The organism is Roseovarius sp. SK2, assembly GCF_028807495.1.
GTDB lineage: Bacteria > Pseudomonadota > Alphaproteobacteria > Rhodobacterales > Rhodobacteraceae > Roseovarius > Roseovarius confluentis.
This window is the reverse complement of the sequence record NZ_JARAMK010000003.1, coordinates 124,247-146,708: the sequence shown is the minus strand read 5'-3', so window position 1 is coordinate 146,708 and position 22,462 is coordinate 124,247. Positions and strand designations below refer to the sequence as shown.

The window sequence follows — 22,462 nt, the reverse complement described above, 5'->3', positions numbered from 1 at the left end:
GCGATGTTACGCCACACGTTAACGCAATCTCCATTGACAAGACGCCCATATCGCGGATCAAATGAGGTATGACGCTTTCGGTTTTTGCACTGTTCGAACCGTGCGACCCATCACTTGGGCCGAGGCCGAGCACACAGAAAACGTCATTTTATCCCTCACAGAATTGACCCAGATCAGGGCGAAACACCGCCCCGAAGGTCACTTCTGTCCGCATCTTGGAGGTTCTGAATGCGCTATCAAATCAGTGGAAAACAAATCGATGTCGGCCAGGCTTTGCAGACTCATGTCGAGAACGAGTTGACCTCCATTGTGGAAAAATACGCCGAACGCCCCACGGACGCGCATGTCTTCTTTTCAAAAAGCGCGAGCGAATTCGTCTGCGAAGCGACGATTCACCTGTCCACGGGCATGACGGCCACGGCCAAGGCCCATGCGCATGAAATCTACGCCGCCTTCGACGATTGCAGCGAGAAACTGGAAAAGCAGTTGCGCCGGTACAAGCGCCGATTGAAGGACCATCACCGAGAGCGGGCGGAACCTATTGAACTTTCTCAGGCATCCGCCTATATCCTCGCCTCCGAAAGCGAAGGGGAAGAATCGGAACCAGAAAGCCTCCAGCCCGTTATCGTTGCAGAGATGGAACATCATATTCCCTCTTTGTCGGTCGGCGAAGCAGTCATGCAGATGGAGCTTGCCGGCGCACCGGTGCTCGTGTTCCGAAATGAAGGGAAAGAAGGGTTGAACGTCGTGTATCGCCGCGATGATGGCAATATCGGATGGATCGACCCTTAAATTATCGAGCAAGCAAGGCGGCGCCGGCCGCCGATGGAGCATAGCTGAATGCAGTTCACTCAGATTTTGCGGCCTGACGCGGTCCGGGTCTACTCCTCCGTGTCCAGCAAGAAGCGGCTGTTGCACGAACTCGGCAGCATTGCCGAGTCCGTCTATGGCCTCGATCCGCAAAAGGTGGTGGATGCCCTGATCGAACGGGAAAACCTTGGGCCCACCGGCGTGGGGCATGGCGTCGCCCTGCCGCATGCGCGGCTGGAGGGCATCGACATGGTCGTCGGTGCGCTCGTGCTTCTGGACACGCCCATCGATTTCAACTCGGTCGACCGCCAGCCGGTCGACCTCGCCTTCGCCCTCTTCGCGCCCGAGAATGCGGGTGTGGAACATCTGAAGGCATTGGCGCTTGTCTCGCGAACCCTGCGCGATCCTTCGATCTGCGCCAAGCTGCGCGCCAATGACGACCCGGCGACGTTGCACACGATCATAACGGAATCGCAGTCGGTTCAGGCGGCGTAGGCCCGGAACCCGAACATCATGTAGTCCCGCTGGTAGATGTCGCTGACCAGCGACTCGATCTCTTCATCATAGATCTCGTCGATCGAGAATGGCTGATCTGGCGCCGGTCTCGCAGGCGCCGCGGCCGCGTCATATCCCACCGACGCCGCAAGGCGCGGCAGCGCCTCGGCCAGCTCGTCCTCGCGCAGCACGATGTCCGGCAGGCTGAACTGTGCCATACCCTGCATGATGGACGACTGTGTGGCCCAATGCGCATCCACCCGGATATTCGTCTGCCCGGCAAGGTTCGCCTTTAGAAACTGCAGAAACGCGGCAAAGGCCAGCTTGTGCGTCTCGCGATCATACCCCTCGTCCGGCATCTTCCCCGGCAGCGGCAGCTTGTGAAAATTGCGCAGCGTCTTGCGGATGTCCAAGAAGCATCCCGGCCCGGTTTGCAGGATCTTGTCGCAGAATGCCGCATGGGCACGTGCCACCGGATGCCGCAACACGGTAAAGCCGCGATGCCCCGGCTTGCGCCGTTTCCACTGGCGCAACTCCTTCTGGTTCAGCTTGGTTGGCAGGTCGTCCACCGCCACGCCATCCAGCCCGGCCAGCCAGTCGCATACCGCCGCCTCCGGCCCCGACCGTATCGGCATATACAGGAGTGCCGCATGCGCCCCGGCCACGAAAGCGGGCACCGCCGGCCCCCGGCGCGGCTCGAAATTCGGCGTCCGGGTCAGGTTGAACGGATCCAGACCGGCAAAGGCCTGTTCCATATCCCTGAAGTTGGACACCTTGTCTTCAAGCCCGCTGGGATTCTGCTTTTTCAGCGACGCGTCCAGCGCCTCCAGCCGTTCGTCGCTGCCCAGAAACTTCGCCAGACCGTTCAGCACATCAAGGTTCTGCAGGTCCTCGTAGGCGATGTAGAACGCCGCCTGACCCGACGCTTGCAGCCGGTTCAGCAGGAACACCTGGAACTCCTGCAGCTTGGTCACGTGCGTCTCGAACTCGGCCTTGTCGAACCGCACCTGGCTGTCCTTACGCTGCTTGACGTTGGTCAGCTTCCACTGGCCCGTCGCCTGCGCGATCTTCCAGCTGACATAACTGTCCAGGGGATTGCGCGTCAGGATGATCTTGGCACAGCGCGGATCATCCAGCATCACGTCAAGGATGCGCGGATCGTGGTCATGGAAATACCGGAACCCGCCCATCTTGTCCGGCACGTCCCGCACCGCCTTGATCAGCTGCATCGGATCGGCATCGCGCGTGTGCCGCGCCACCCCCGCGATCTCGTCGCGGTTGGGATAGCCGATGAAATGCGGGTTGAACGCCTCGCCGAAGCACTCGAAGTTTTCGAATGCGTTCAGGTTCGCCTCGAGAAAGTTGGACCCGGTGCGCATCTCTGCAAACACGACGAAATAGTCGAATTGGCCTGCCATCTATCGCACCAGGTAGGGTTTGCGCGTCTGCCCCTGCGGCTCATGCAGGCGATGCTCCACCGGGAAATCGCCCATCAGGTAGGGATGCATCCCCTGATTCTTGAGGTTCTGCAGGAACTGCCCGAACCCGGTCAGGTCGGCCATCTTGGGCACCTCGGCCAGGCCATGCACGCTTTGCTTGCCGATCTCGTCGATTATCGTCTGCAAGGGTTCCATCGGGGCCTCGATGAATTCCGCCATGGTCCAGATGCGCACCCGCGCCTTGCCCCACTGCGACCGCAGAACGTCCAGGTGCTTGCTTTCGACCTGCTGCAACAGCGCGGCCTCCTGCCGGATATCGGCGAAGTTCATGTTCGACTTGAACAACGGCACCGCCCACGCGCCCGAAATCACCGAGATCTGCGCGTTCTGGTCCTTGGCCAGCGACCACTCGATCTTCTCGATGTGGTCGCGCGGTCCGACCTGGAAACACTGCCGCTCGCCGCGCGTGTTCCAGATCAGGCTCGCGAGGAACGCCTGAGGGTTGTAATCGCGCAACTTCGCACTGTCGCTCAGCGCGCCGTTCATCACGGTCTGGCCGTCGGAAAACTCGGCGCGCTCCGGTGCGAACAAGTGGCCGTGCACCCGCGTCCCGGTGACTTTGGCCAGCCACGGCTCGAAATTCTCGAACAGGTCGCTGAACCCCTCGAACACCGAGTATTGCGCACAGGTCAGCCCGTTCTCGCGCCCCTCCACTGGGAACCGGCTCTGCATCAGCAGGCCGGGCCGCCCGCGGGTACGCCGTTCCACGGCCTTGGCAAAGATCCGGTCGATCTTGCCGGGGTTAGGCTCGGTCCGCTTCATCGCGCCTGCCGCGTCGGTCAGGAACGCATTGTAGAGCCGATTGGCAAAGGGCCAGATCTTGCGCGCCACGAAGCAATCGGACCGCCGCAGCAGTTGCAGGTGATCGTCGTAGAAAATATGCGGCTTGCCCTGGTAATCGAACTTCGACAGGGTCAGTGACCGGCTTTCGATCTGCCGGGAATAGAGCCTTGCCAGCGTCTGGAAATAGCTTTCGTCCGGGATCCACACGCGCTTGAAATAGCTGTCATAGGTCGCCCGCTCCGGGTCCGTCAGGATCGCCGACAGGGTCTGCCGCGTCAGGCACCACCACTGGCTGCCCATATGCGGCACGATCCCGTTTGGAATGCGCCGTTTGTAACCGATCTTGCGTTGCAGGCGGACATATCGGTCGAACAGCTTGCGATTTCGCCGCCACGAAAACGGAAAGCGCAGGGTGAACCGCTCGTGGTCCAGCCCCCCGATCGTCCAAGGCACATCCGCCGTCGTCGCGCTTTCGATGAAATCCGTCTGAGGCCGCTCTGCCAGATAGTCGATCAGCTCCTGCACCGGGCGCAGCGGCAAGCAGGAGCCGGAGGCAAGGTAGACGTGCCGCACATCCGGAAAACTCTGTAGCATGATTTCCGACGCTTCCTGCGTCGCCGCCACCAGCCCCCACGTCCCCCACTCGCAGCGGTGGCGCCTGGCGAATTCCACCTGATCAAGGTCCGACAGGGCGTTGACGAATTTCCGGTAGGTCGCGTTGGGCACGTTGCGGTCGGCATGAATGACCAGAGGACAGCCCGAGGCGGCCCAATGGCGCGCCACCTGCTCGGCCCGGTCAAAGGCCGTGTGGACCAGCATTATGATGCCGACGCTCACCCTCTGCCCATCCTCATGCCCAGTTCCCCTTGGACATCAGCCCAAGAATTTCTAATTGCCGCCAGTTTATATATTTTTCCGACCATTTGCACCAAAGGTCAGGACTGTCCTGAAATTTCTCGGCGTATGATTTGTATTCGACACTTCCGGCATAGTGCTGACCGCGCCGCAACTCTTCCTCGGCCTTGGCGGTAAACGTGTTCAGGAACTTCGCGTGCAGCAGGATCCCGCTGGCCTTTTCCCCGCCCCATTCATCATAGGTCAGGTTCAGCCCCCGCGGCAAAAGCGTGTGGGTCGAGCTGATATAGGTGTACCGCTTGTCCCACCGCACCAGCGGCGTCTTGTTAAGCGCCGGCGCCTTCTTGGGCCGGTCGGCAAAGAACACCCGGCTGCGCGGCCCGCCCTGGATCCACAGGTTGCCGTATTGCCGATTCTTCTGGATCACGTAATTGCCGGGGTCGAACCATCCCGCAATCTCCAAGGGGTCCTGTCCGGGCAAATATCGCACGTCGTCGATGCGCCCCTTGGGATACATATCCAACAGCATCGCGCCAAAGGATTTGACCTGACTGGTGTCCAGCCAGTCGGTCAGCGCCCGAATGGGGCGCGTGTCGCAGAACGGATAGATGAAAAGCTCGTCGGGATCGACCACCAGCGTCCAGTGCCCGTGGCCATACTTGCGCTGCAACCAGTTCAGCCAGTCGACCCCGAACTTTGACCCCTTGTAGCTGGCCTTGGTGGTCCAGATTGATACATCCTCCTGGTCGGCCATGAACTCGCGCCCGCCATCGGTGCTGTCGTTGTCCACGATCAGGAAATGCGAAACGCCAAGGTTGCGGTAATACTGCAAAAAGAACGGCAGGCGCACGAACTCGTCGCGCATCGTACTGAACAGAAGGATGTCGCCAGGCCGGATCTTTCGCGTGCGATCCACCACGGGCTTGAGCGAGAAATGTTTGCGAAAAGCGCGCACCCTGTGCCGCTTCCGGCGCAGCCGCATGGCATATGACTGCAACAAACTCACTACTCACATCCTCTGGGCCACCGGACTGACCAGCCGCCACCATACACGCATCGTGTTAATACATTCTTTTCCAAAATGGTACACCGCCGCAAAGGCCGGTTCCGTTCCCCTTCAATCGGTATAAGAGATTGTTTCCAAAACGCAATCAATTCTGGCCCTCAGATCCAATTGCCCTTTGACATCAGGCCCATCGCCTCCAGCTGCCGCCATCCGATCAGCCGCGTCGAAGCTGGGCACCAAAGATCGGGGTTCCCGGTCAGCGCGTCATAGTAGCTGTCGTACAGGTCGCTGTTGGCAAAATGCTCCTGCCGCTGCTTTTCCTCGGCGGACCGGTCCACCACCGTGTTCAGAAACTTCGTATGCAGCAAGACCCCCGACAGACGCTCGCCACCGTCCTCGTCGTAAACCCGGTTCAGCCGACGGGGCAACAGCGAGTGCGCGCTGCTGACATAGGCATAGCGCCGGTTCCATTTCACCAAGGGCATCTTGCCCATCGTCGGCGCTCGCTCGGGCCGGTCGGCAAAGAACTTCCGCGCCCGCACACCCCCCTGGATCCAGAGGTTATGCAGGTCAGGCTTTTTCTGGATCATGTAATTCCCGCCGTCGAACCAGCACAGCCGCTCGAACGGATCTGCCCCGGCAGCATAGTCATGCTGCGCCAGCGGCCCCTTGGGATACATGTCCAGCATCAGCACCCCGAACGAGTCACGCTCCGATTGCTCCAGCCTTTCGACCAGCGCAGGCAAAGGGCGCGTTTCGTGATGCGGATAGATCAGGATCTCGTCTGCATCCAGCGTCAGGCACCAATGCCCGTGCCCGTGCCGCATCTGCAGCCATGTCAGCCAATCGACGCCAAAGCGCGACAGCTTGTAGCTGGCCTGCGTCCACCAAAGGGAAACATCCTCCTGCGCCTTCAGATAGTCGCGCGTGCCGTCGTCGCTGTCATTGTCGACGAACAGGAAATGTCGCACGCCCAGCGCGCGGTGATGCTGCAGGAAGAACGGCAGGCGCACCGCCTCGTTCCGCACGGTGGAAAAGCACAGGATGTCTCCCGGCGCGATCCGGTCGGTGCGATCCACAACCGGGCGCAACTGCCGCCGCTTGCGCAGCGCGCGAAACAACAGGCGCCGGCGCTTCCACCGAAGCCTGTACGCCTCCCATGCTTGCAACAGCACGCTCATTCGTCCTGCCTGACCCTTCCTTCGACCGCAGGGTCGGCGTTATTTTTCGTAATGTCCAGTTTGATGCCACCGCCACGCATCGCGGATCATCTCGTCCAGTGTCGAGCGGCCCGGAGTCCAGCCCAGCTCCGACACCGCCCGCTCCGAGCCCGACACCAGCTTGGTACAGTCCCCCGGCCGCCGCAGACCTTCGACAACGGGCACCTCCTTGTTCGTGATGCTGCGCGCATGCTCCACCACTTCGCGCACCGAGAAACCGCTTCCGGTCCCAAGGTTGAACACCCGGCTGCCCTTGTCGTCCTCCAGCCATTTCAAGCCCAGCACATGCGCATCCACCAGGTCACAGACATGCACGTAATCGCGTATGCACGTACCGTCGGGCGTGTCGTAATCCGTGCCGAATATCGTCAGCGCGTCGCGCTTGCCGTCGATCGCGTCCAGGATCAGCGGCACAAGGTGCGTTTCCGGCTGGTGGAACTCGCCCACCTCGGCCTCGGGGTCCGCCCCGGCCACGTTGAAATACCGAAAGATTACGTGCCGCAACCCGTGTGCCGCCTCGAAATCACGCAGCATGTTCTCGATCGCCCGCTTCGACCCGCCATAGGCGTTGATCGGGGCCTGCGGGCTGTCCTCGTTCAGCACGACGTTATCCTGATCGCCATAGGTGGCACAGGTCGAGGAAAATACGAACCGTTCGCAGCCCGCCGCCACCGCCGCCTCCAGCAAAACCAACGAGCCCGTGACGTTGTTATCCCAATAGAGGCCCGGCTCGCGCATGCTCTCGCCCACCTGGCTCAGCGCCCCGAAATGCAGCACCGCGATGGGCTGGTAGGCCGCAAACACCGCGTCCAGCCGCGCCCGATCACGCAGGTCGCCCTGCTCGAACGGGCCGAACTTCACGGCGTCCGCCCAACCAGTGCTCAGGTTGTCATAGGTAACCGGGGTATAGCCGGCACCTGCCAGCGCCTTGCAGGCATGCGAACCGATATAGCCCGCGCCGCCGGTGACAAGAACATTGGGCAAGGGGCGCCGCACTCCTTCGTTATTGCGCGGCCTTCGCGGGCTGCACCACATCCGTGATATAGTTCAGCAGGTCGTCGCGCAACTCGGGCCGGTTCAACGCAAAGGCCACTGTCGCCTGAAGGAACCCGGACTTCGAGCCGCAGTCGAACCGTTCACCCTCGAACCGATACCCCAGGACCTCTTCGCCTTCGCCCCGGGCCGCGTCAATGGCATCCGTCAGCTGGATCTCTCCGCCGGCGCCGGTCTGTTTCTTGTTCAGTTTCTGCAAAACCGTCGGCGTCAGGATATAGCGCCCGATCACGGCCAGGTTCGATGGCTGCTCGCCGGGGGCGGGTTTCTCCACCATGCCCTTGGTCGAAACGATCCGGCCCATATCCTCCTTCACGTCCAGCACGCCATAGGCCGACGCCTTGTCCTCGGGCACCTCCATGGCGGCGACCATGTTGTTCTCGCCTTCGGTTTCCTTGAACGCCTCGGCCATCTGCGCCAGGCAGGACTTTTCCGCCGCGATCACATCGTCGGGCAGGATCACCGCGAAAGGCTCGTTGCCGATAAGGCGCCGCGCGCACCATACGGCGTGGCCCAGGCCCAGCGCCTTGTTCTGCCGGGTATAGGCGATCTCGCCGCTGTCCATGTTGGTCGACTTCAGAATTTCCAGAAGCTCGTCTTTGCCCTTCTTGCGCAACTCCTGCTCAAGCTGCGGCGCATTGTCGAAATAATCCTCCAGCGCGCCCTTGCCGCGGGACGTGACAAAGATGAATTCCTTGATACCTGCTTCGCGCGCCTCGTCGATGGCGTATTGCACCAGCGGGCGGTCGACCAGCGTCATGATCTCTTTCGGAACCGATTTGGTTGCCGGCAAGAATCGCGTTCCCAGCCCCGCGACGGGAAAAATCGCCTTTGTCAGTTTCTTGCGCATCTAGAACTCCTTTGCCGCTTTCCTGGCAACACAATCGAAAAGGCCCACGTCTCAGACCGGAACACAAGCGGTCCGAAGCGGCAAACCGACACAATGCGGCGCCTTTTCTTCGATCTGCTCATGACATGTGCATATCCCGCATCATGCCTTCTATCCTTTCAATATCTTCCGGGTTGTTAAGTTCCCAGAATTGTCGGCCGCGCGCCTCGACCTCGACACACAGGATCGACCGCCGGTTCTCGAGGAAGCGTAGTTGTTCAAGCCCTTCCAGCGTCTCCAGAGGGCCAGCCGGCCAAGTGCCGTAAGCATATAATGCATCGGGCCTGTAGGCATAGACCCCCACATGGTGAAACACCGGCGTCTCTTCCCCGTCGCCGTACACGCGCGACGTATAGGGCACCACTTCCTTCGAAAAATAGAGCGCGTGGCGCGATTGGCCAAAAACCGCCGTCGTGCCGCCGACCCGGCCATTCGCGCGATCTTCCAGGAAACCATTCAGCGCCCGGCCGTCGCAGCGCAGCACCGGTGTGGCCACATCGGTTTCCGGGTTTTCGCGCATTCCCGCGATCAGGTTCTCGACGAACCAGTGCGGGGTCAGCGGCGCGTCACCCTGCAAGTTCACCACGATCTCGTAATCGCCACCAAGATTTCGCAGCGCATCGGCACAGCGTTCCGTCCCGTTGGCGCAGTCCGGCGAGGTCATCACGACCTCGGCACCAAAACCGCGTGCCGCCTGCTCGATCCGCGTGTCATCCGTGGCCACGACCACCCGGTCGACACCCGAGACACTCGTGGCCGCAAGCCAACTGCGTTCGATCAGGCTCTTTTCCGTGCCATCCGCACCACGCAGAACGGCCAACGGTTTGCCCGGATAGCGGCTCGAGGCATAGCGTGCCGGGATGACCACCAACACACTCATCAGGCGGGCTTCAGCTCCACCTTGGGCGCATAGGCAATGAAGAACGGGTTGGCGTAAGCCTCCTTGCCATAGCGAAGCGGTGTCTGGTCATCGAATCGCACCACCTGGCCCCCGGCGCCCAACAGCACCGCGTGCCCGGCGGCGGTATCCCATTCCATGGTCCGGCCAAGGCGCGGATAGATGTCTGCCTCTCCCGTCGCGATCAGGCAGAACTTCAGCGAGGATCCGGCGCTTTTCATGTCTCTCACGGCATATTTGTTGATGTAATCATCCGTCGCCTGGTCGCGGTGCGACTTGCTGGCCACGACCATCAGCGCCGCGTTGTCCGGATCGGACACCCTGATCTTTTTCAGCGCGCCCGACCTGTGCCGTGCGAAGGGTCCGGTTTCCTCCACCGAAACCCCGTCGGCGCGGGTAAAGAACATCCGTCCCTTGGCCGGCGCATAGACCACGCCGCGCGTCGGCACGCCGTTCTCGACATAGGCGATGTTGACGGTGAAATCGCCGCGCCGATGGATGAATTCCTTGGTTCCGTCCAGCGGATCGACGATCAGGAACGTGTCGGCATGCTCGCCATGGGTCGCGACCTGTTCCTCGGTGATCAGGGCCACATCGGGAAACGTCGCCCGCAGGCCGTCCGAGATGATCTTGTCCGCCGCCTCGTCCGCCGCGGTGACAGGGCTGTCATCCGATTTCACCTTCACGTCGAAATCGTCCATGTCGTAGATCTCCATGATCCGGTCGCCGGCTTCCAGCGCCAGCCTCCGCATGACCGTGACAAGATTGTCGTAATCCAATGCCTGCTCCAATTCTTTTGTCCAACGCACAAAGGCGTTTGTTGCGGGACTGATGCGCGCCCCTTATGATATGTCACTAACGGGACAGCAAGAATTCCGTGCGAGAATTTCACAACAAGGCGGTTGCTTCAGACAGGTCATGTTCCAGAATACGCGCAAGAAATCGGTTCTTTCGTCCATCATGACGATTTGCGAGCTGATCTATCATACTACGGTCCGCGACGTGCGCAGCGCGCATGGCAACGCGTTCATGGCGCTTTTCCTCAACATCAGCACCGCGATCATCTTCGTTCTTGCCTTCTACTTCATGTTCTCGGTCCTTGGCCTGCGCGGGGCCAAGCTGCGCGGCGACTTCCTGCTCTACATGATGTCCGGCGTGTTTCTCTATCTTACCCACGTCAAGGCGCTGGGCGCCGTGGCGGGTGCGGCGGGCCCGTCCTCGCCGATGATGCAGCACGCGCCGATGAACACGATCATATCGATCACCTCCGCCGCGCTGGGCTCCCTTTACATACAGGTCCTGTCGGCCCTGGTGATCCTGTTCATCTATCACACCGCCTTTCAACGGATCGAGATTGCCGATCCCATCGGCGCCTTCGGAATGCTGTTGCTGGCCTGGTTCACCGGCTGCGGCGTGGGTCTTCTGGTCATGGCGGCCAAGCCGTGGTTCCCGACCGCCGTGAACCTGATCCAGATCGTCTATACCCGGGCCAACATGATCGCCTCGGGCAAGCTTTTCGTCGCCAACACGCTGCCCGGCTACATGCTGGCGATGTTCGATTGGAACCCGCTCTTTCACGCCATCGATCAGTGCCGCGGGTACGTCTTCGCCAACTACTTCCCGCGCAACACCAGTGTCGAATACGCGGTTATCGTAGGCTGCGTTCTTCTCGTCATCGGGCTTCTGGCGGAATTCTACACCCGGCAATTCGCCTCCAGCAGTTGGTACGCCCGCAGATGAGAACACTTCTCTCGACCTGTGCCCTTCTACTGTGCACCACCTTCGCCCATGCTCAGGCGCTACCTGCCTTCTACGATGTCTCGGGCGTCGCACCTGACGACGTCCTGAATGTCCGCGCAGGTCCCGGCGTCGGAAACTCCATCGTCGCAAAGCTGACCGCCGACGCCCGCTTCATCGAAGTCCTCGCATTCGACGAAAGCCGAGAATGGGCACGCGTCAATGTGGAAGAGACGTCGGGCTGGGTCGCCCTGCGCTTCCTGGACCGACGCCCGGATCAGCCGGACGATCAGCTGCCCCGCCCGCTGATGTGCGCCGGAACCGAGCCGTTCTGGTCGCTCGATGTTGCCAGCACCGCCACGGCCACGCTCGACCGCATGGACGACGATCCCATCTCTGTCGCGACCCTCGATCCCGTCACCTCTGAAAACCGCACCGACCGCTATGCGATTTTCGGCCAGGCGCAAACCCAGGTCTTTACCTTCATGTTCCAGCGTGACGCCTGCACCGACGGCATGTCCGACCGTTTTTACGGAATGAGCGTCGATCTCTTCGTCACCGAAGAGTCCGGTGTCACCTACCTCACAGGCTGCTGCAACCTTGCACGCTGACCAACTTCCGGCGTCAATCCACGACCCGGCATGTCAGGTTGATCCGCCCCGGCTTTTCCAGCAGCATCGAGGTACCCGGCTTGATCCGGTCGATCCCGTGATAGGTCAGCCGCGCGTCACCGCCCATCACCACCACGTCCCCCGATTGCAGCCAGTGCGATTCCGTCTTGCCGCCCCGCGTCGCGTTCCCGATCCGGAACAGCCCCTCGTCCCCCAAGGATACCGACAGCACCGGCCAGCTGAAATCGGCCTCGTCCCGATCCTGGTGCATCCCCATCCGCGCATCTGCATCGTAGAAGTTTACGAGGCAGCAATCCGGCATGCGCTCACTGCTCACCAGATCGCGCCAAATCTGCAGCACCTCTTCGGGGATCGGCGGCCACGCCATACCGTCCGGATGCCGCGGCTCGTACCGGTATCCCCGCCTGTCGGACACCCAGCCATAGCGTCCGGCCGAGGTCAACTTGACCCGCATCGGCTTGCCATAGGGCGTCATCGGCGAAAACAGCGGCGCGGCGCGCACCACGCCCCGCAGCGCCTCCACCAGCGCAGCCTGCTCCGCCGCTTCAAGGAATCCCTTGAAAATGCGGAAACCGCGTATCTCCAGCGTCTCCTGTGCCATGTACCCCGAATTCCATCGAATCCGTCAAATTAAAACCCGAATCCTGCGATTCACCGCTTTTCAACCGCTTGCAGGGTCATAGTCCCCTGCCTATATACCGTCCGAAGCGCAGAGACCGCTTTCGGTATCTGTAACTCACATGGTGGCCAGATGCCTTTGACGGGTCCGGTCGCCCCTCAATCGCCTTAAGAACAGAAGGGATCGAAAAACATGTCCAAAGTCATTGGTATTGACCTCGGAACCACCAACAGCTGCGTCGCCATCATGGATGGCTCGCAAGCGCGCGTCATCGAGAACTCCGAAGGTGCACGCACCACGCCCTCGATCGTCGCCTTCACCGACGACGAGCGCCTTGTCGGCCAGCCGGCGAAACGCCAGGCGGTCACCAACCCCGAAAACACCATCTTCGGCGTCAAGCGCCTGATCGGTCGTCGTGCGGACGACAGCGATCTGGCCAAGGACAAGAAGAACATGCCGTTCGAAGTGATCGACGGTGGCAATGGCGACGCCTGGGTGCGCGCCAAGGGCGACAAGTATTCGCCCAGCCAGATCTCGGCCTTCATCCTCGGCAAGATGAAAGAAACCGCCGAAAGCTACCTCGGCGAGGAAGTGACGCAGGCCGTCATCACCGTGCCCGCTTACTTCAACGACGCCCAGCGTCAGGCCACGAAAGACGCCGGCAAGATCGCCGGTCTCGAAGTGCTGCGCATCATCAACGAGCCGACCGCGGCCGCGCTGGCCTATGGCCTCGACAAGGAAGACACGCACACCATCGCGGTCTATGACCTTGGCGGCGGTACGTTCGACGTGACCATCCTCGAAATCGACGAGGGCCTTTTCGAAGTGAAATCCACCAACGGCGACACGTTCCTGGGCGGTGAAGACTTCGACATGCGCATCGTCAACTACCTTGCCGACGAGTTCAAAAAGGAACACGGCGTCGACCTGACCAAGGACAAGATGGCGCTGCAACGTCTGAAAGAGGCGGCCGAGAAAGCCAAGATCGAGCTTTCCAGCTCGTCCCAGACCGAGATCAACCAGCCGTTCATCTCGATGGGCTCCGACGGCTCGCCGCTGCACATGGTCATGAAACTGACCCGCGCCAAGCTGGAAAGCCTGGTGGGCGACCTCATCACCAACTCGCTGAAGCCCTGCAAGGCCGCGCTCAAGGATGCGGGTCTCTCGGCTGGCGACATCGACGAGATCGTTCTCGTCGGCGGCATGACCCGTATGCCCAAGGTCGTCGAGGAAGTGACCAAGTTCTTCGGCAAGGAGCCGCACAAGGGCGTGAACCCCGACGAGGTGGTCGCGATGGGCGCCGCCATTCAGGCCGGCGTTCTGCAAGGTGACGTCAAGGATGTTGTCCTGCTCGACGTGACGCCGCTCTCGCTCGGCATCGAAACGCTGGGTGGCGTGTTTACCCGCCTGATCGACCGCAACACCACGATCCCGACCAACAAGTCGCAGATCTTCTCCACCGCCGAAGACAACCAGTCGGCCGTGACGATCCGCGTCTTCCAGGGCGAACGTGAAATGGCCGCGGACAACAAGATCCTGGGTCAGTTCAACCTCGAGGACATTCCGCCGGCCCCGCGCGGCATGCCCCAGATCGAGGTGACCTTCGACATCGACGCCAACGGCATCGTCTCTGTTTCTGCCAAGGATAAAGGCACGAACAAGGAGCAGAAGATCACCATCCAGGCATCGGGTGGTCTGTCCGAGGAGGACATCGACAAGATGGTCAAGGACGCCGAGGCCAATGCCGACGCCGACAAGGAACGTCGCGCCCTGGTCGAGGCCCGCAACCAGGCCGAAAGCCTCATCCACTCGACCGAGAAGTCGATGGAAGAGCATTCGGACAAGGTCGATCCGTCCACTATCGAGGCCATCGAACTGGCCATCTCGGCTCTCAAGGACGACCTCGAGAAAGAGGATGCCACCGCCGACAAGATCAAGGCCGGCATCCAGAACGTGACCGAGGCCGCCATGAAACTGGGCGAGGCGATCTACAAGGCCAGCCAGGACGACGGCGATGACGAGCCTGCGGGCGCCGACGAAATGGGCAAAGACGACGAAGACATCGTCGACGCCGATTTCGAGGACCTCGACAACGATAAACGCGCTTAAGCGTCAAACGGACAGGCAGGGGGCGCATCCGCGCCCCCTGCTCTCCGATATAAAGGAGACATCCGATGGCCAAACGCGATTATTACGAGGTTCTTGGCGTGTCCAAGGGCGCCAGTGCCGACGAGATCAAGAAAGCCTACCGCACCAAGGCCAAAGAGCTTCACCCCGACCGCAACAAGGACAACCCCGATTCCGAGAAGAAGTTCAAGGAAGCGGGCGAGGCCTACGACATCCTGAAGGACGCCGAGAAGAAGGCGGCCTATGACCGTTTCGGTCACGCGGCCTTCGAGGGCGGCACGGGTGCCGGTGCGCGACCCGGTGGCGGGTTCGGCGGCGCAGGCGGTCCCGGTCAGGGCGATTTTGCCAGCGCGTTTTCCGACGTGTTCGACGACTTGTTCGGCGATTTCATGGGCGGCGGTGCCCGTGGTGGTCCCGGCGGACGCCAGCGTGCGGCGCGTGGCGCCGATCTGCGCTACAACCTGCGCGTCGATCTGGACGACGCGTATCGTGGCCTGCAAAAGACCATCAATGTGCCCACCTCGGTCAAATGCGATTCCTGTGACGGGTCCGGGGCCGAAGGCGGCGCCGAACCGACGACTTGTCCGACCTGCTCGGGCATGGGCAAGGTTCGTGCGCAACAGGGCTTCTTCACGGTCGAACGCACCTGCCCAACATGCTCGGGCCTCGGCCAGATCATCAAGAACCCCTGCAACACCTGCGGCGGCCAGGGCCGCACGCAACAGGACCGCTCGCTTTCGGTGAACATTCCCGCAGGCGTCGAAACTGGCACCCGCATCCGCCTCGCCGGCGAGGGCGAGGCCGGAATGCGCGGCGGTCCGGCAGGCGATCTTTACATCTTCCTCGAGGTCGCGCCGCACAAGATATTCGAGCGTGAGGACACCAACCTTTTCTGCCGCGTCCCCGTTTCGGTCGCCAAGGCCGCGCTCGGCGGCGATATCGAGGTGCCGACGATCGACGGCGGCCGCAGCCGGGTCAAGATCCCCGAGGGTTCGCAATCGGGGCGCCAGATGCGCTTGCGCGGCAAGGGCATGCCCGCCCTGCGTGGCGGCGGTCACGGCGACATGTTCATCGAACTGGCGGTGGAAACACCCGTCAACCTGACCTCGCGGCAAAAGGAAATCCTCAAGGAGTTCGACACGCTGTCAGAGGACAACAACCCGGAAACCAAGAGCTTCTTCAAATCGGTGAAGGGCTTCTGGGACTCGATGAAAAGCTAAAGCGCAAACCTCATCCTCGGGTCTGACCTGCGGATCTCTGACTGCATGAGATCCCGGATCAGGTCCGGGATGGCGTCACGCCAAGGCAAAGCCCCGCCCCGGGCCTGACCCGGGGCCTCTCTTCCGGCATTAACCATTCACTAACCTTCCCGCGTCACCTTCGGGCCATGCCCGACTCGCGCGCCTTCAAGGAAATGTCCCTGCCGCTCTTCGACAGCGACGAGGTTCCCGTTTCCGCGAACGTGCCCGGCAAACAACCTTCCTACATCCGCGACCACCGCAAGCGCCTGCGCGACCGCTTCATGTCCGGCGGCGCCGAAGCGCTGCCGGATTACGAGATGCTCGAACTCGTGCTCTTCCGCGCAATCCCCCGGCGCGATGTCAAACCGCTGGCGCATGCCCTGCTTGAACAGTTCTGCAGCTTCAACGCCGTGATCTCCGCCCCCTTCGATCAGCTTTGCACCGTTCCGGGTGTGGGCGAGGCCGTGATCTGCGAACTCAAGGTGGTCGAGGCCGCCGCCCACCGCCTCGCGCGGTCCCGCGTCGCCCAGCGCCCCATCGTTTCCAGCTGGGATGCCCTGCTGGACTATTGCCACACGGCCATGGCGCACCGGGATATCGAACAGTTCCGCGTCTTCTACCTGGATCGCCGCAACACGCTCATCGCCGACGAGGAACAGGCGCGCGGCACCGTCGATCACGTGCCGGTCTATCCGCGCGAAGTGGTCAAACGTGCCCTGCATCTCAACGCCAGCGCGCTGATCCTCGTGCACAATCACCCATCGGGCGATCCCACGCCCTCCCAGTCCGATATCGACATGACCATACAGATCGAGACGACGGCAAGTGCGCTTGGTATCACGCTGCACGATCACATCATCATCGGCAAATCCTGCGAAACCAGTTTCCGCAGCAAAGGCCTGATCTAGGGCGCTACCGCACCCAAACCTCGACCCGCCGGTTGATCCGCCGGCCCCAGCCGGTACCGTCACAGGCCATCGGCATCGCCTCGCCAAAGGCTTCCAGCTCTGTCGTGATCCGATCCATGTTCGCCGTCTCCGCCGCCGCGACAACAGCACTGCGTACCGCCTCGGCCCGGCGCAGCGCGATCCGCCGATTGTTGTCGGCTGGACCCGCCCCGTCGCTGAACCCCACGAAGACCAGCCGCCGCGCATCGTACTTGCCAACTTCCATCGCCCGCGCAAGCTGTGCCACGTTCGAGCGTGACTGTGCATCCAGCCGCGCCGACCCGGCCTCGAACCGGAACGTGGTTGTCAGCCGCTTGAGCGACGTCAGGGCCGACACCATGCGCTGCAGCTCCTCCAGACCCAGCTCCTCGCCCGCCTGCGCAATCGCATTGGCAAAGCGGTCGCCCTGTTCGTTGATCCCGATCTCCTCCGGCGCCTGATCCACGAAACCTGCCCTCCGGATCACCAGCTGCGCCGACGGGTCCTTCAGATATGCCAGGAACTCCCGCCCCAGCTTTGGCAGGCGCCGCGCCGGCAGGTACAGGAACATCGGTGCGGTCAAAGGATAATCCTCGGTCTTGACCGCCCGCCGCGTGGCGCGCAACGCGAACCCGCATTCTCCGCTCAGCGCCAGCGTCAGCGTGTTCCCCGTCTCGGCCCGCGACGTCAGGCCCATTGCAAACGGGTCCTCCGCCACCGCCTCGGCCAGCGACACGCCGTCGGCATGGCGGGTGACGGTCTCGGCAAAACTCACGCCCGCCGGGCGCACCACAAGATCCTCGCTGGCCTGTCCCAGCCCGGACCGCGCATCGAAAAGATGTACCGCGATCGGCGCGTCCGGCCCACCCAGCGCGTTCCAATTGTCGATCTTGCCCGCCAGAACCTCGGCCAATTGCGTCAGCGTCACCTGCTGCACCGGGTTCGACGGCGCCACCACCGGCACCAGCGCCTCCAGCGCCATGACCCGCCCGCGCCCATTGGCCGACATGTCGCCCAGCGCCGCATCCTTGCCCAGCCGCACCTCTCGGGGGCGGATCTCGCGCATCGACATGGCAATGTCCGCCACATCCGCGATCAGGTCGGCAAAACCTTCGTCGGAATTGGTCAACCGGAACTGGAACTCGCCCACGACGCGCGCCTCGGCCGGGTCGTGGATCGACAACAGCAAGCTGCCGTCCTCCAGCGTCTCGCGGCTCATTTCATAACCTTCGCGGATGGCGAAGGCCTCGACCAGCGCCGGCATCAACAGCCGTCCGATCGTCGGCGCCCCGGAAAACACCACCTGCGCCACGTAGGTATCCAGATTGGGGCAGCCCGGCCCTGCGCAATCCACGCCCGAGCCGTCTACCGTCAGCTCGCCATAGACCGTATCGACCCGGTAAAACTCGCCATCAAATCCCAGAAGGTTACCGGTAATCTCGACATTTCCGTCACGCGACGTCAGCGTCACATCCTGCGCGCTGACCGGGAACGCGCCCGCAAAAAGGAAAAGTGCGGCGTAAGCCGCCGCACGTAGCATTTTCATGGATGCCCTCGGATCGCAGCGTCAGTTGCGCGCGATCTTCAAGTCTTCGTACAGGTTTTTCAACACCAGAAAGTCACCCACCGCATCGCAATCCGGGATCGCCATCGCCAGGTCGCGCGCCGAGATTTCCCCAGCCCCGGGCTTGATCAATGCCTGCGCCGCGATATCCCGGCCGCAATTGGCCGCGTTGATCTCGGTTTCGAGGCTCACCTGTATACCGCCCTCGCGCAGCGCGTTCTGCGTCGGGAAGGTGTAAACCTCTGCCATGAGGGTCGTCTCCTCGATCACGCCGTTGCCAAGGCGCAGAAGGAAACCGCCCTCGCCTGTCGCTGCGCTGGATACATCCCGAGCCGCATCGCGCCAGACGTGGCCCTGCTCGCCATAGTTCGCGCCGTATTCCATCGCGTGAATCTGCAGCCCGCTGCGGCCCTGCCATTGCACGACGTAACGGTCGTAATAATCCAGCATATCGACATCGGCCTGCGCCACCGCACCTTCGCCATTGTCGAAGGCCGCGATGAACACCGCGCTCTGCGTCAGGGCTGGCACCTGCATCGACCATGTGCCATCGAGATCGGTGATCGCACTGAACATCATGCCATTGTGGTGCAGAGTGAACTGCGTGTCCGCATGGCAAGGCGCGGTCAGCTCCAGCTGAACCATCGCTGCTGCGTCGGGGCGCGCGACCATCTCGATCTCGCCTTCACACGCCGCCAGAGCCGGGGCCTTTTCTTCCTTCGGGAAGGTCCGGATCGGCGCGTCCTGCAACGCGGCCAATTGCAGCGGCGCATCGGGCAGCGCCTTGGGCTGCGGAGCCGCGGCCGGTGGAACCGGCTCGGCCGACGTCAGCGTGACGCTTTGAACTTCAAGGCCATCCGCCTCAAAGCTCTGCCCGGTCACCATAACAGCCTTTTGCAAAAGCTCATCTTTCCCGGCGTCGGCGGCAAGGACCGGCGCCTCGCGCTCTTCCGCGCGCGCGGTCACTCCAATCTTTTCTTCGACAGGAACCGTGACAGGCGACTGCGCCGTATCTGCCGGTTTGGGTGTCGCTCCCACGAACGCCTGCGCGAACGCATCGGCAGACGCGGGATCAATCGCGGATGCCTGCGCCGAAGGCACGTTGCGATCGCCACTCGACAACTGCATGAAATAGCCAATCCCAAGGGCACAGCCCAAGGTCACGCCGGCCATGGCGATACGTTTCGAATTCCCCAACTTGATCATAACGATCTCCCAAACCTTCATAGGTCAAAAGATCGCTAGTCGATGAACATGGCTGCTTGAAGGCAACCAGAGGGTGTCATTTGGGCCGTGTTGTGGCGTCCGGCGTCAGCCCAGCCGCCCGTGGCAATGCTTGAATTTCTTGCCCGAACCGCAGGGACAGGCCTCGTTCCGCCCCGGGTTGCCCCAGGTAGACCGGTCGTTTTCGTCGAACCCGGGCAGGGCGGCGCCCGTGGGGTCTTCGAGCGTCACCGCACCGGGCTCGCGCTCTTCCGTCTCGGACGGATTCGGCGCCATCGCGGCCTGTTTCGCCTGCAGGTCACGCAACATCTGCTGCTGTTCCGCGTCCGTCATCGGGCGGATCCGGGCCAGCTGCTGGGTCACGTCCTGCCGCAGGCTGTCCAGCATGGTCTCGAACAGCTGGAACGCCTCGTTCTTGTACTCGTTCAGCGGGTCGCGCTGCGCATAGCCACGGAAACCCACGACGCTGCGCAGGTGTTCCAGCGTCAACAGGTGCTCGCGCCATTTGCTGTCGATGGTCTGAAGCAGGACCTGCTTTTCGATCATCCGCATCTGTTCCGGCCCAAACGCCTCGGTCTTTTCGGCCATCATCTCGTCGGCGGCTTCTTCCAGCCGGTCGGCGACCACGTCGTCGTCCACGCCTTCCTCGTCGCCCCAGGCCATCACCGGCACGTCCAGGTTCAGCCGCTCGATCACCGCGGCATAGAGCCCTTCCATGTCCCACTGGTCGGCATAGGTCTTGGGCGGCATGTACTGGTCGATCAGGTCGTCGATCACCTCGCCACGCATGTCCTTGACGGTCTCCGACAGGTCGGTCGCCTCCATAATGTCCAGACGCTGCCGGAAAATCACCTTGCGCTGCTCGTTCATCACGTCGTCGAACTTCAGAAGCTGCTTGCGGATGTCAAAGTTGCGCCCCTCGACCTTCGCCTGCGCGCGTTCCAGGCTCTTGTTCACCCACGGGTGAATGATCGCCTCGCCTTCCTTCATGCCCAGCGTCGACAGGACCTTTTCCAGCCGTTCAGACCCGAAAATGCGCATCAGGTCATCATCCAGGCTCAGGAAGAACGCCGACCGCCCCGGGTCGCCCTGGCGGCCCGACCGGCCGCGCAGCTGGTTGTCGATCCGGCGGCTTTCGTGCCGTTCCGTGGCAAGAACAAACAGACCACCGGCATCGATCACCGCCTGCTCGTCATCCTTGTGCCCGGCTTCCAGCCGCTTGCGCAGCTCCTCGGTGTCGGCTTCAGGATCGGCGGCAATCGCTTCCATGATCTGGAAATCCAGGTTGCCGCCCAGCTTGATGTCGGTGCCGCGCCCGGCCATGTTGGTGGCAATCGTCACCGCGCCCAGCTTGCCGGCATCCGCGACGATCTGCGCTTCCTTCTCGTGCTGGCGCGCGTTCAGCACATTGTGCTTCACCCCCGCCTTCTTCAGCAACTCGCTCAGCATCTCCGACTTGTCAATCGACGTCGTGCCCACAAGAATCGGCTGGCCTTTCTCGTGCGCCTCCTTGATCGACGTGACGATGGCGTCGAATTTCTCTTGCGCGGTGCGGTAGACGGCATCGTCCTCGTCCACGCGAGCAATCGGTTTGTTCGTCGGCACCTCGACCACGCCCAACCCGTAGATCTGGCCAAACTCCTCGGCCTCGGTCGTCGCCGTCCCGGTCATGCCCGAAAGCTTGTCATACAGGCGGAAATAGTTCTGGAACGTCACCTGCGCCAGCGTCACGTTCTCGGGCTTGATCTCGCAGCCTTCCTTGGCCTCGATCGCCTGGTGCAGACCATCCGACAGCCGGCGTCCGGCCATCATCCGCCCGGTGAACTCGTCGATCAGCACGACCTCGTTGTCGCGGACGATATAGTCTCTGTCCTTGAGGAAAAGCTTATGCGCCCGCAGGCCCTGGTTCATGTGGTGCACGATGGTCGTGCTTTCGGGATCGTAAAGCGATTGACCCTCTTCCAGCAGACCCTTCTGGTGCAGCAGCTCTTCGATATATTCGTTGCCTTCGTCGGTGAAGGTGACGTTCTTGGTCTTTTCGTCGATCTTGTAGTGGTCTTCTTCCAGGCTCGGGATCAGCCCGTCGATGGTCACGTACAGCTCGCTGCGGTCCTGCGCCGGGCCCGAGATGATCAGCGGCGTCCGGGCCTCGTCGATCAGGATGCTGTCCACCTCGTCGACGATGGCGAAATTATGCCCGCGCTGCGCCATTTCCTCGAGGCTCGATTTCATGTTGTCGCGCAGGTAATCGAAGCCAAGCTCGTTGTTGGTGGCATAGGTTATGTCGGCGGCATAGGCGCCTTTCTTCTCGTCATCCGGCTGCTGCGGATAGACGACGCCCGTGGTCATCCCCAGCGCGGAAAAGACATTGCCCATCCACTCGGCATCCCGCTTGGCGAGGTAATCGTTCACCGTGACGATATGCACGCCCTTGCCGGTCAGCGCGTTCAGATAGGCCGGAAAGGTCGCCACAAGGGTCTTGCCCTCACCCGTCTTCATCTCCGAGATGTTGCCCTGATGCAGGAAGATCCCGCCCATCAACTGCACATCGAAGGCCCGCAGGCCCAGCGCCCGTCGGGCGGCTTCACGACAGTTGGCGAAGGCTTCGGGCAGGATCGCGTCCAGTTTCTCACCGTCCGCGATACGCGTCTTGAACTCCTGGGTCTTTGCGATCAGCTCGGCGTCGTCCAGAGCCTCGTACTCGGGCTCCAGGGCGTTGATCTTTTCCACCAGCGGGCGGGTCGTCTTGACCTTTCGGTCGTTCGGAGTGCCAAAAACCTTTCTGGCAACCGTTCCAATACCCAGCATATCCTATCCGTTCCGGTCTTTGACTATCTCGTGAAAGGCAATCGCTTGCCCCGTCCGCCGCACCGCCCTAGAACGG

Annotated in this window: 19 protein-coding genes; 7 read left to right on the top strand and 12 right to left on the bottom strand. The window is 61.9% G+C overall.

From position 1 onward, the window contains the following. Positions 1 to 228 precede the first annotated feature (228 nt). Together hpf and PVV74_RS07700 are read left to right on the top strand one after the other, a co-directional pair. On the top strand, positions 229 to 792 hold the full coding sequence (hpf, locus tag PVV74_RS07705; protein ID WP_103762650.1) for a ribosome hibernation-promoting factor, HPF/YfiA family: 564 nt from the start codon (positions 229 to 231) through the stop codon (positions 790 to 792). 48 nt (positions 793 to 840) lie between these two features. Further along, positions 841 to 1,305, top strand: a complete 465-nt coding sequence (locus PVV74_RS07700; protein ID WP_103762649.1) for a PTS sugar transporter subunit IIA — start codon at positions 841 to 843, stop codon at positions 1,303 to 1,305. Here the strand turns inward: PVV74_RS07700 and PVV74_RS07695 are convergent. The 8 genes from PVV74_RS07695 to cysQ all read right to left on the bottom strand — a co-directional run bounded on the left by PVV74_RS07695 (position 1,293) and on the right by cysQ (position 10,287). After that, positions 1,293 to 2,723, bottom strand: coding sequence for a sulfotransferase family 2 domain-containing protein (locus tag PVV74_RS07695; protein ID WP_103762648.1), 1,431 nt, complete (start codon positions 2,721 to 2,723; stop codon positions 1,293 to 1,295). The two genes, PVV74_RS07700 and PVV74_RS07695, sit on opposite strands and share 13 nt — an antisense overlap. Next, complete coding sequence (locus PVV74_RS07690) at positions 2,724 to 4,424, bottom strand: DUF5927 domain-containing protein (RefSeq protein WP_103762647.1); 1,701 nt, start codon at positions 4,422 to 4,424, stop codon at positions 2,724 to 2,726. It abuts the gene before it with no gap. Positions 4,425 to 4,437: 13 nt separating this feature from the next. Beyond that, entirely contained in the window at positions 4,438 to 5,424 is a 987-nt protein-coding gene (locus tag PVV74_RS07685) for a glycosyltransferase family 2 protein (protein WP_274592962.1), read from the bottom strand. A 182-nt stretch (positions 5,425 to 5,606) separates the two neighbouring features. Then, positions 5,607 to 6,629, bottom strand: coding sequence for a glycosyltransferase family 2 protein (locus tag PVV74_RS07680; RefSeq protein WP_103762645.1), 1,023 nt, complete (start codon positions 6,627 to 6,629; stop codon positions 5,607 to 5,609). 39 nt (positions 6,630 to 6,668) lie between these two features. Continuing rightward, complete coding sequence (galE, locus tag PVV74_RS07675; RefSeq protein ID WP_103762644.1) at positions 6,669 to 7,652, bottom strand: UDP-glucose 4-epimerase GalE; 984 nt, start codon at positions 7,650 to 7,652, stop codon at positions 6,669 to 6,671. 19 nt (positions 7,653 to 7,671) lie between these two features. Next, positions 7,672 to 8,571: a UTP--glucose-1-phosphate uridylyltransferase gene (locus PVV74_RS07670; RefSeq protein WP_274592796.1), complete on the bottom strand. Its 900-nt coding sequence runs from the start codon at positions 8,569 to 8,571 to the stop codon at positions 7,672 to 7,674. 118 nt (positions 8,572 to 8,689) lie between these two features. Beyond that, the gene (locus PVV74_RS07665; RefSeq protein ID WP_103762642.1) at positions 8,690 to 9,490 is read right to left on the bottom strand and encodes a 3-deoxy-manno-octulosonate cytidylyltransferase; all 801 of its coding nucleotides are present in this window, start codon (positions 9,488 to 9,490) and stop codon (positions 8,690 to 8,692) included. Next, on the bottom strand, positions 9,490 to 10,287 hold the full coding sequence (gene cysQ, locus PVV74_RS07660; protein WP_274592795.1) for a 3'(2'),5'-bisphosphate nucleotidase CysQ: 798 nt from the start codon (positions 10,285 to 10,287) through the stop codon (positions 9,490 to 9,492). Before cysQ ends, PVV74_RS07665 begins: the two co-directional genes overlap by 1 nt. 139 nt (positions 10,288 to 10,426) lie before the next feature. Between cysQ and PVV74_RS07655 the strand changes: the two genes are divergently transcribed. Beyond that, positions 10,427 to 11,248, top strand: a complete 822-nt coding sequence (locus tag PVV74_RS07655; protein ID WP_103762641.1) for an ABC transporter permease — start codon at positions 10,427 to 10,429, stop codon at positions 11,246 to 11,248. Continuing rightward, a complete protein-coding gene (locus PVV74_RS07650) occupies positions 11,245 to 11,856 on the top strand; it encodes an SH3 domain-containing protein (RefSeq protein ID WP_274592794.1) in 612 nt (203 codons plus the stop codon). The genes PVV74_RS07655 and PVV74_RS07650 overlap by 4 nt, the downstream gene beginning before the upstream one ends. 13 nt (positions 11,857 to 11,869) lie before the next feature. Here the strand turns inward: PVV74_RS07650 and PVV74_RS07645 are convergent, their stop codons facing one another. Beyond that, entirely contained in the window at positions 11,870 to 12,478 is a 609-nt protein-coding gene (locus PVV74_RS07645) for an alpha-ketoglutarate-dependent dioxygenase AlkB family protein (protein WP_103762639.1), read from the bottom strand. A gap of 210 nt (positions 12,479 to 12,688) precedes the next feature. On the opposite strand from PVV74_RS07645, the gene dnaK reads away from it, so the two are divergent. The 3 genes from dnaK to radC all read left to right on the top strand — a co-directional run bounded on the left by dnaK (position 12,689) and on the right by radC (position 16,772). Beyond that, positions 12,689 to 14,605: a molecular chaperone DnaK gene (gene dnaK, locus PVV74_RS07640; protein ID WP_103762638.1), complete on the top strand. Its 1,917-nt coding sequence runs from the start codon at positions 12,689 to 12,691 to the stop codon at positions 14,603 to 14,605. A 65-nt stretch (positions 14,606 to 14,670) separates the two neighbouring features. Beyond that, positions 14,671 to 15,843 carry a molecular chaperone DnaJ gene (gene dnaJ, locus PVV74_RS07635; protein WP_103762637.1) on the top strand — a complete coding sequence of 391 codons (1,173 nt, stop codon included), beginning with the start codon at positions 14,671 to 14,673 and terminating at the stop codon, positions 15,841 to 15,843. Positions 15,844 to 16,010: 167 nt separating this feature from the next. Further along, positions 16,011 to 16,772, top strand: a complete 762-nt coding sequence (gene radC, locus PVV74_RS07630) for a RadC family protein (protein WP_274592793.1) — start codon at positions 16,011 to 16,013, stop codon at positions 16,770 to 16,772. A 4-nt stretch (positions 16,773 to 16,776) separates the two neighbouring features. On the opposite strand, the gene PVV74_RS07625 is transcribed toward radC, so the two are convergent. From PVV74_RS07625 to secA, 3 genes are all read right to left on the bottom strand, one after another. Next, a complete protein-coding gene (locus PVV74_RS07625; RefSeq protein ID WP_274592792.1) occupies positions 16,777 to 18,336 on the bottom strand; it encodes a phosphate ABC transporter substrate-binding/OmpA family protein in 1,560 nt (519 codons plus the stop codon). 21 nt (positions 18,337 to 18,357) lie between these two features. Further along, a complete protein-coding gene (locus PVV74_RS07620) occupies positions 18,358 to 19,560 on the bottom strand; it encodes a hypothetical protein (protein WP_274592791.1) in 1,203 nt (400 codons plus the stop codon). Between the two features lie 105 nt (positions 19,561 to 19,665). Further along, the gene (secA, locus tag PVV74_RS07615) at positions 19,666 to 22,386 is read right to left on the bottom strand and encodes a preprotein translocase subunit SecA (RefSeq protein ID WP_274592790.1); all 2,721 of its coding nucleotides are present in this window, start codon (positions 22,384 to 22,386) and stop codon (positions 19,666 to 19,668) included. Between the last annotated feature and the right edge of the window lie 76 nt (positions 22,387 to 22,462).

What these genes read in the sequence shown, in the direction of transcription:
- PVV74_RS07670 (WP_274592796.1), bottom strand. Translation starts at nt 8,571, where the DNA reads ATGCGCAAGAAACTGACAAAGGCGATTTTTCCCGTCGCGGGGCTGGGA.
- PVV74_RS07655 (WP_103762641.1), top strand. Translation starts at nt 10,427, where the DNA reads ATGTTCCAGAATACGCGCAAGAAATCGGTTCTTTCGTCCATCATGACG.
- PVV74_RS07685 (WP_274592962.1), bottom strand. Translation starts at nt 5,424, where the DNA reads ATGCGGCTGCGCCGGAAGCGGCACAGGGTGCGCGCTTTTCGCAAACAT.
- PVV74_RS07620 (WP_274592791.1), bottom strand. Translation starts at nt 19,560, where the DNA reads ATGATCAAGTTGGGGAATTCGAAACGTATCGCCATGGCCGGCGTGACC.
- hpf (WP_103762650.1), top strand. Translation starts at nt 229, where the DNA reads ATGCGCTATCAAATCAGTGGAAAACAAATCGATGTCGGCCAGGCTTTG.
- secA (WP_274592790.1), bottom strand. Translation starts at nt 22,386, where the DNA reads ATGCTGGGTATTGGAACGGTTGCCAGAAAGGTTTTTGGCACTCCGAAC.
- dnaK (WP_103762638.1), top strand. Translation starts at nt 12,689, where the DNA reads ATGTCCAAAGTCATTGGTATTGACCTCGGAACCACCAACAGCTGCGTC.
- PVV74_RS07625 (WP_274592792.1), bottom strand. Translation starts at nt 18,336, where the DNA reads ATGAAAATGCTACGTGCGGCGGCTTACGCCGCACTTTTCCTTTTTGCG.
- PVV74_RS07650 (WP_274592794.1), top strand. Translation starts at nt 11,245, where the DNA reads ATGAGAACACTTCTCTCGACCTGTGCCCTTCTACTGTGCACCACCTTC.
- PVV74_RS07645 (WP_103762639.1), bottom strand. Translation starts at nt 12,478, where the DNA reads ATGGCACAGGAGACGCTGGAGATACGCGGTTTCCGCATTTTCAAGGGA.
- radC (WP_274592793.1), top strand. Translation starts at nt 16,011, where the DNA reads ATGCCCGACTCGCGCGCCTTCAAGGAAATGTCCCTGCCGCTCTTCGAC.
- dnaJ (WP_103762637.1), top strand. Translation starts at nt 14,671, where the DNA reads ATGGCCAAACGCGATTATTACGAGGTTCTTGGCGTGTCCAAGGGCGCC.
- PVV74_RS07695 (WP_103762648.1), bottom strand. Translation starts at nt 2,723, where the DNA reads ATGGCAGGCCAATTCGACTATTTCGTCGTGTTTGCAGAGATGCGCACC.
- PVV74_RS07700 (WP_103762649.1), top strand. Translation starts at nt 841, where the DNA reads ATGCAGTTCACTCAGATTTTGCGGCCTGACGCGGTCCGGGTCTACTCC.
- PVV74_RS07665 (WP_103762642.1), bottom strand. Translation starts at nt 9,490, where the DNA reads ATGAGTGTGTTGGTGGTCATCCCGGCACGCTATGCCTCGAGCCGCTAT.
- PVV74_RS07680 (WP_103762645.1), bottom strand. Translation starts at nt 6,629, where the DNA reads ATGAGCGTGCTGTTGCAAGCATGGGAGGCGTACAGGCTTCGGTGGAAG.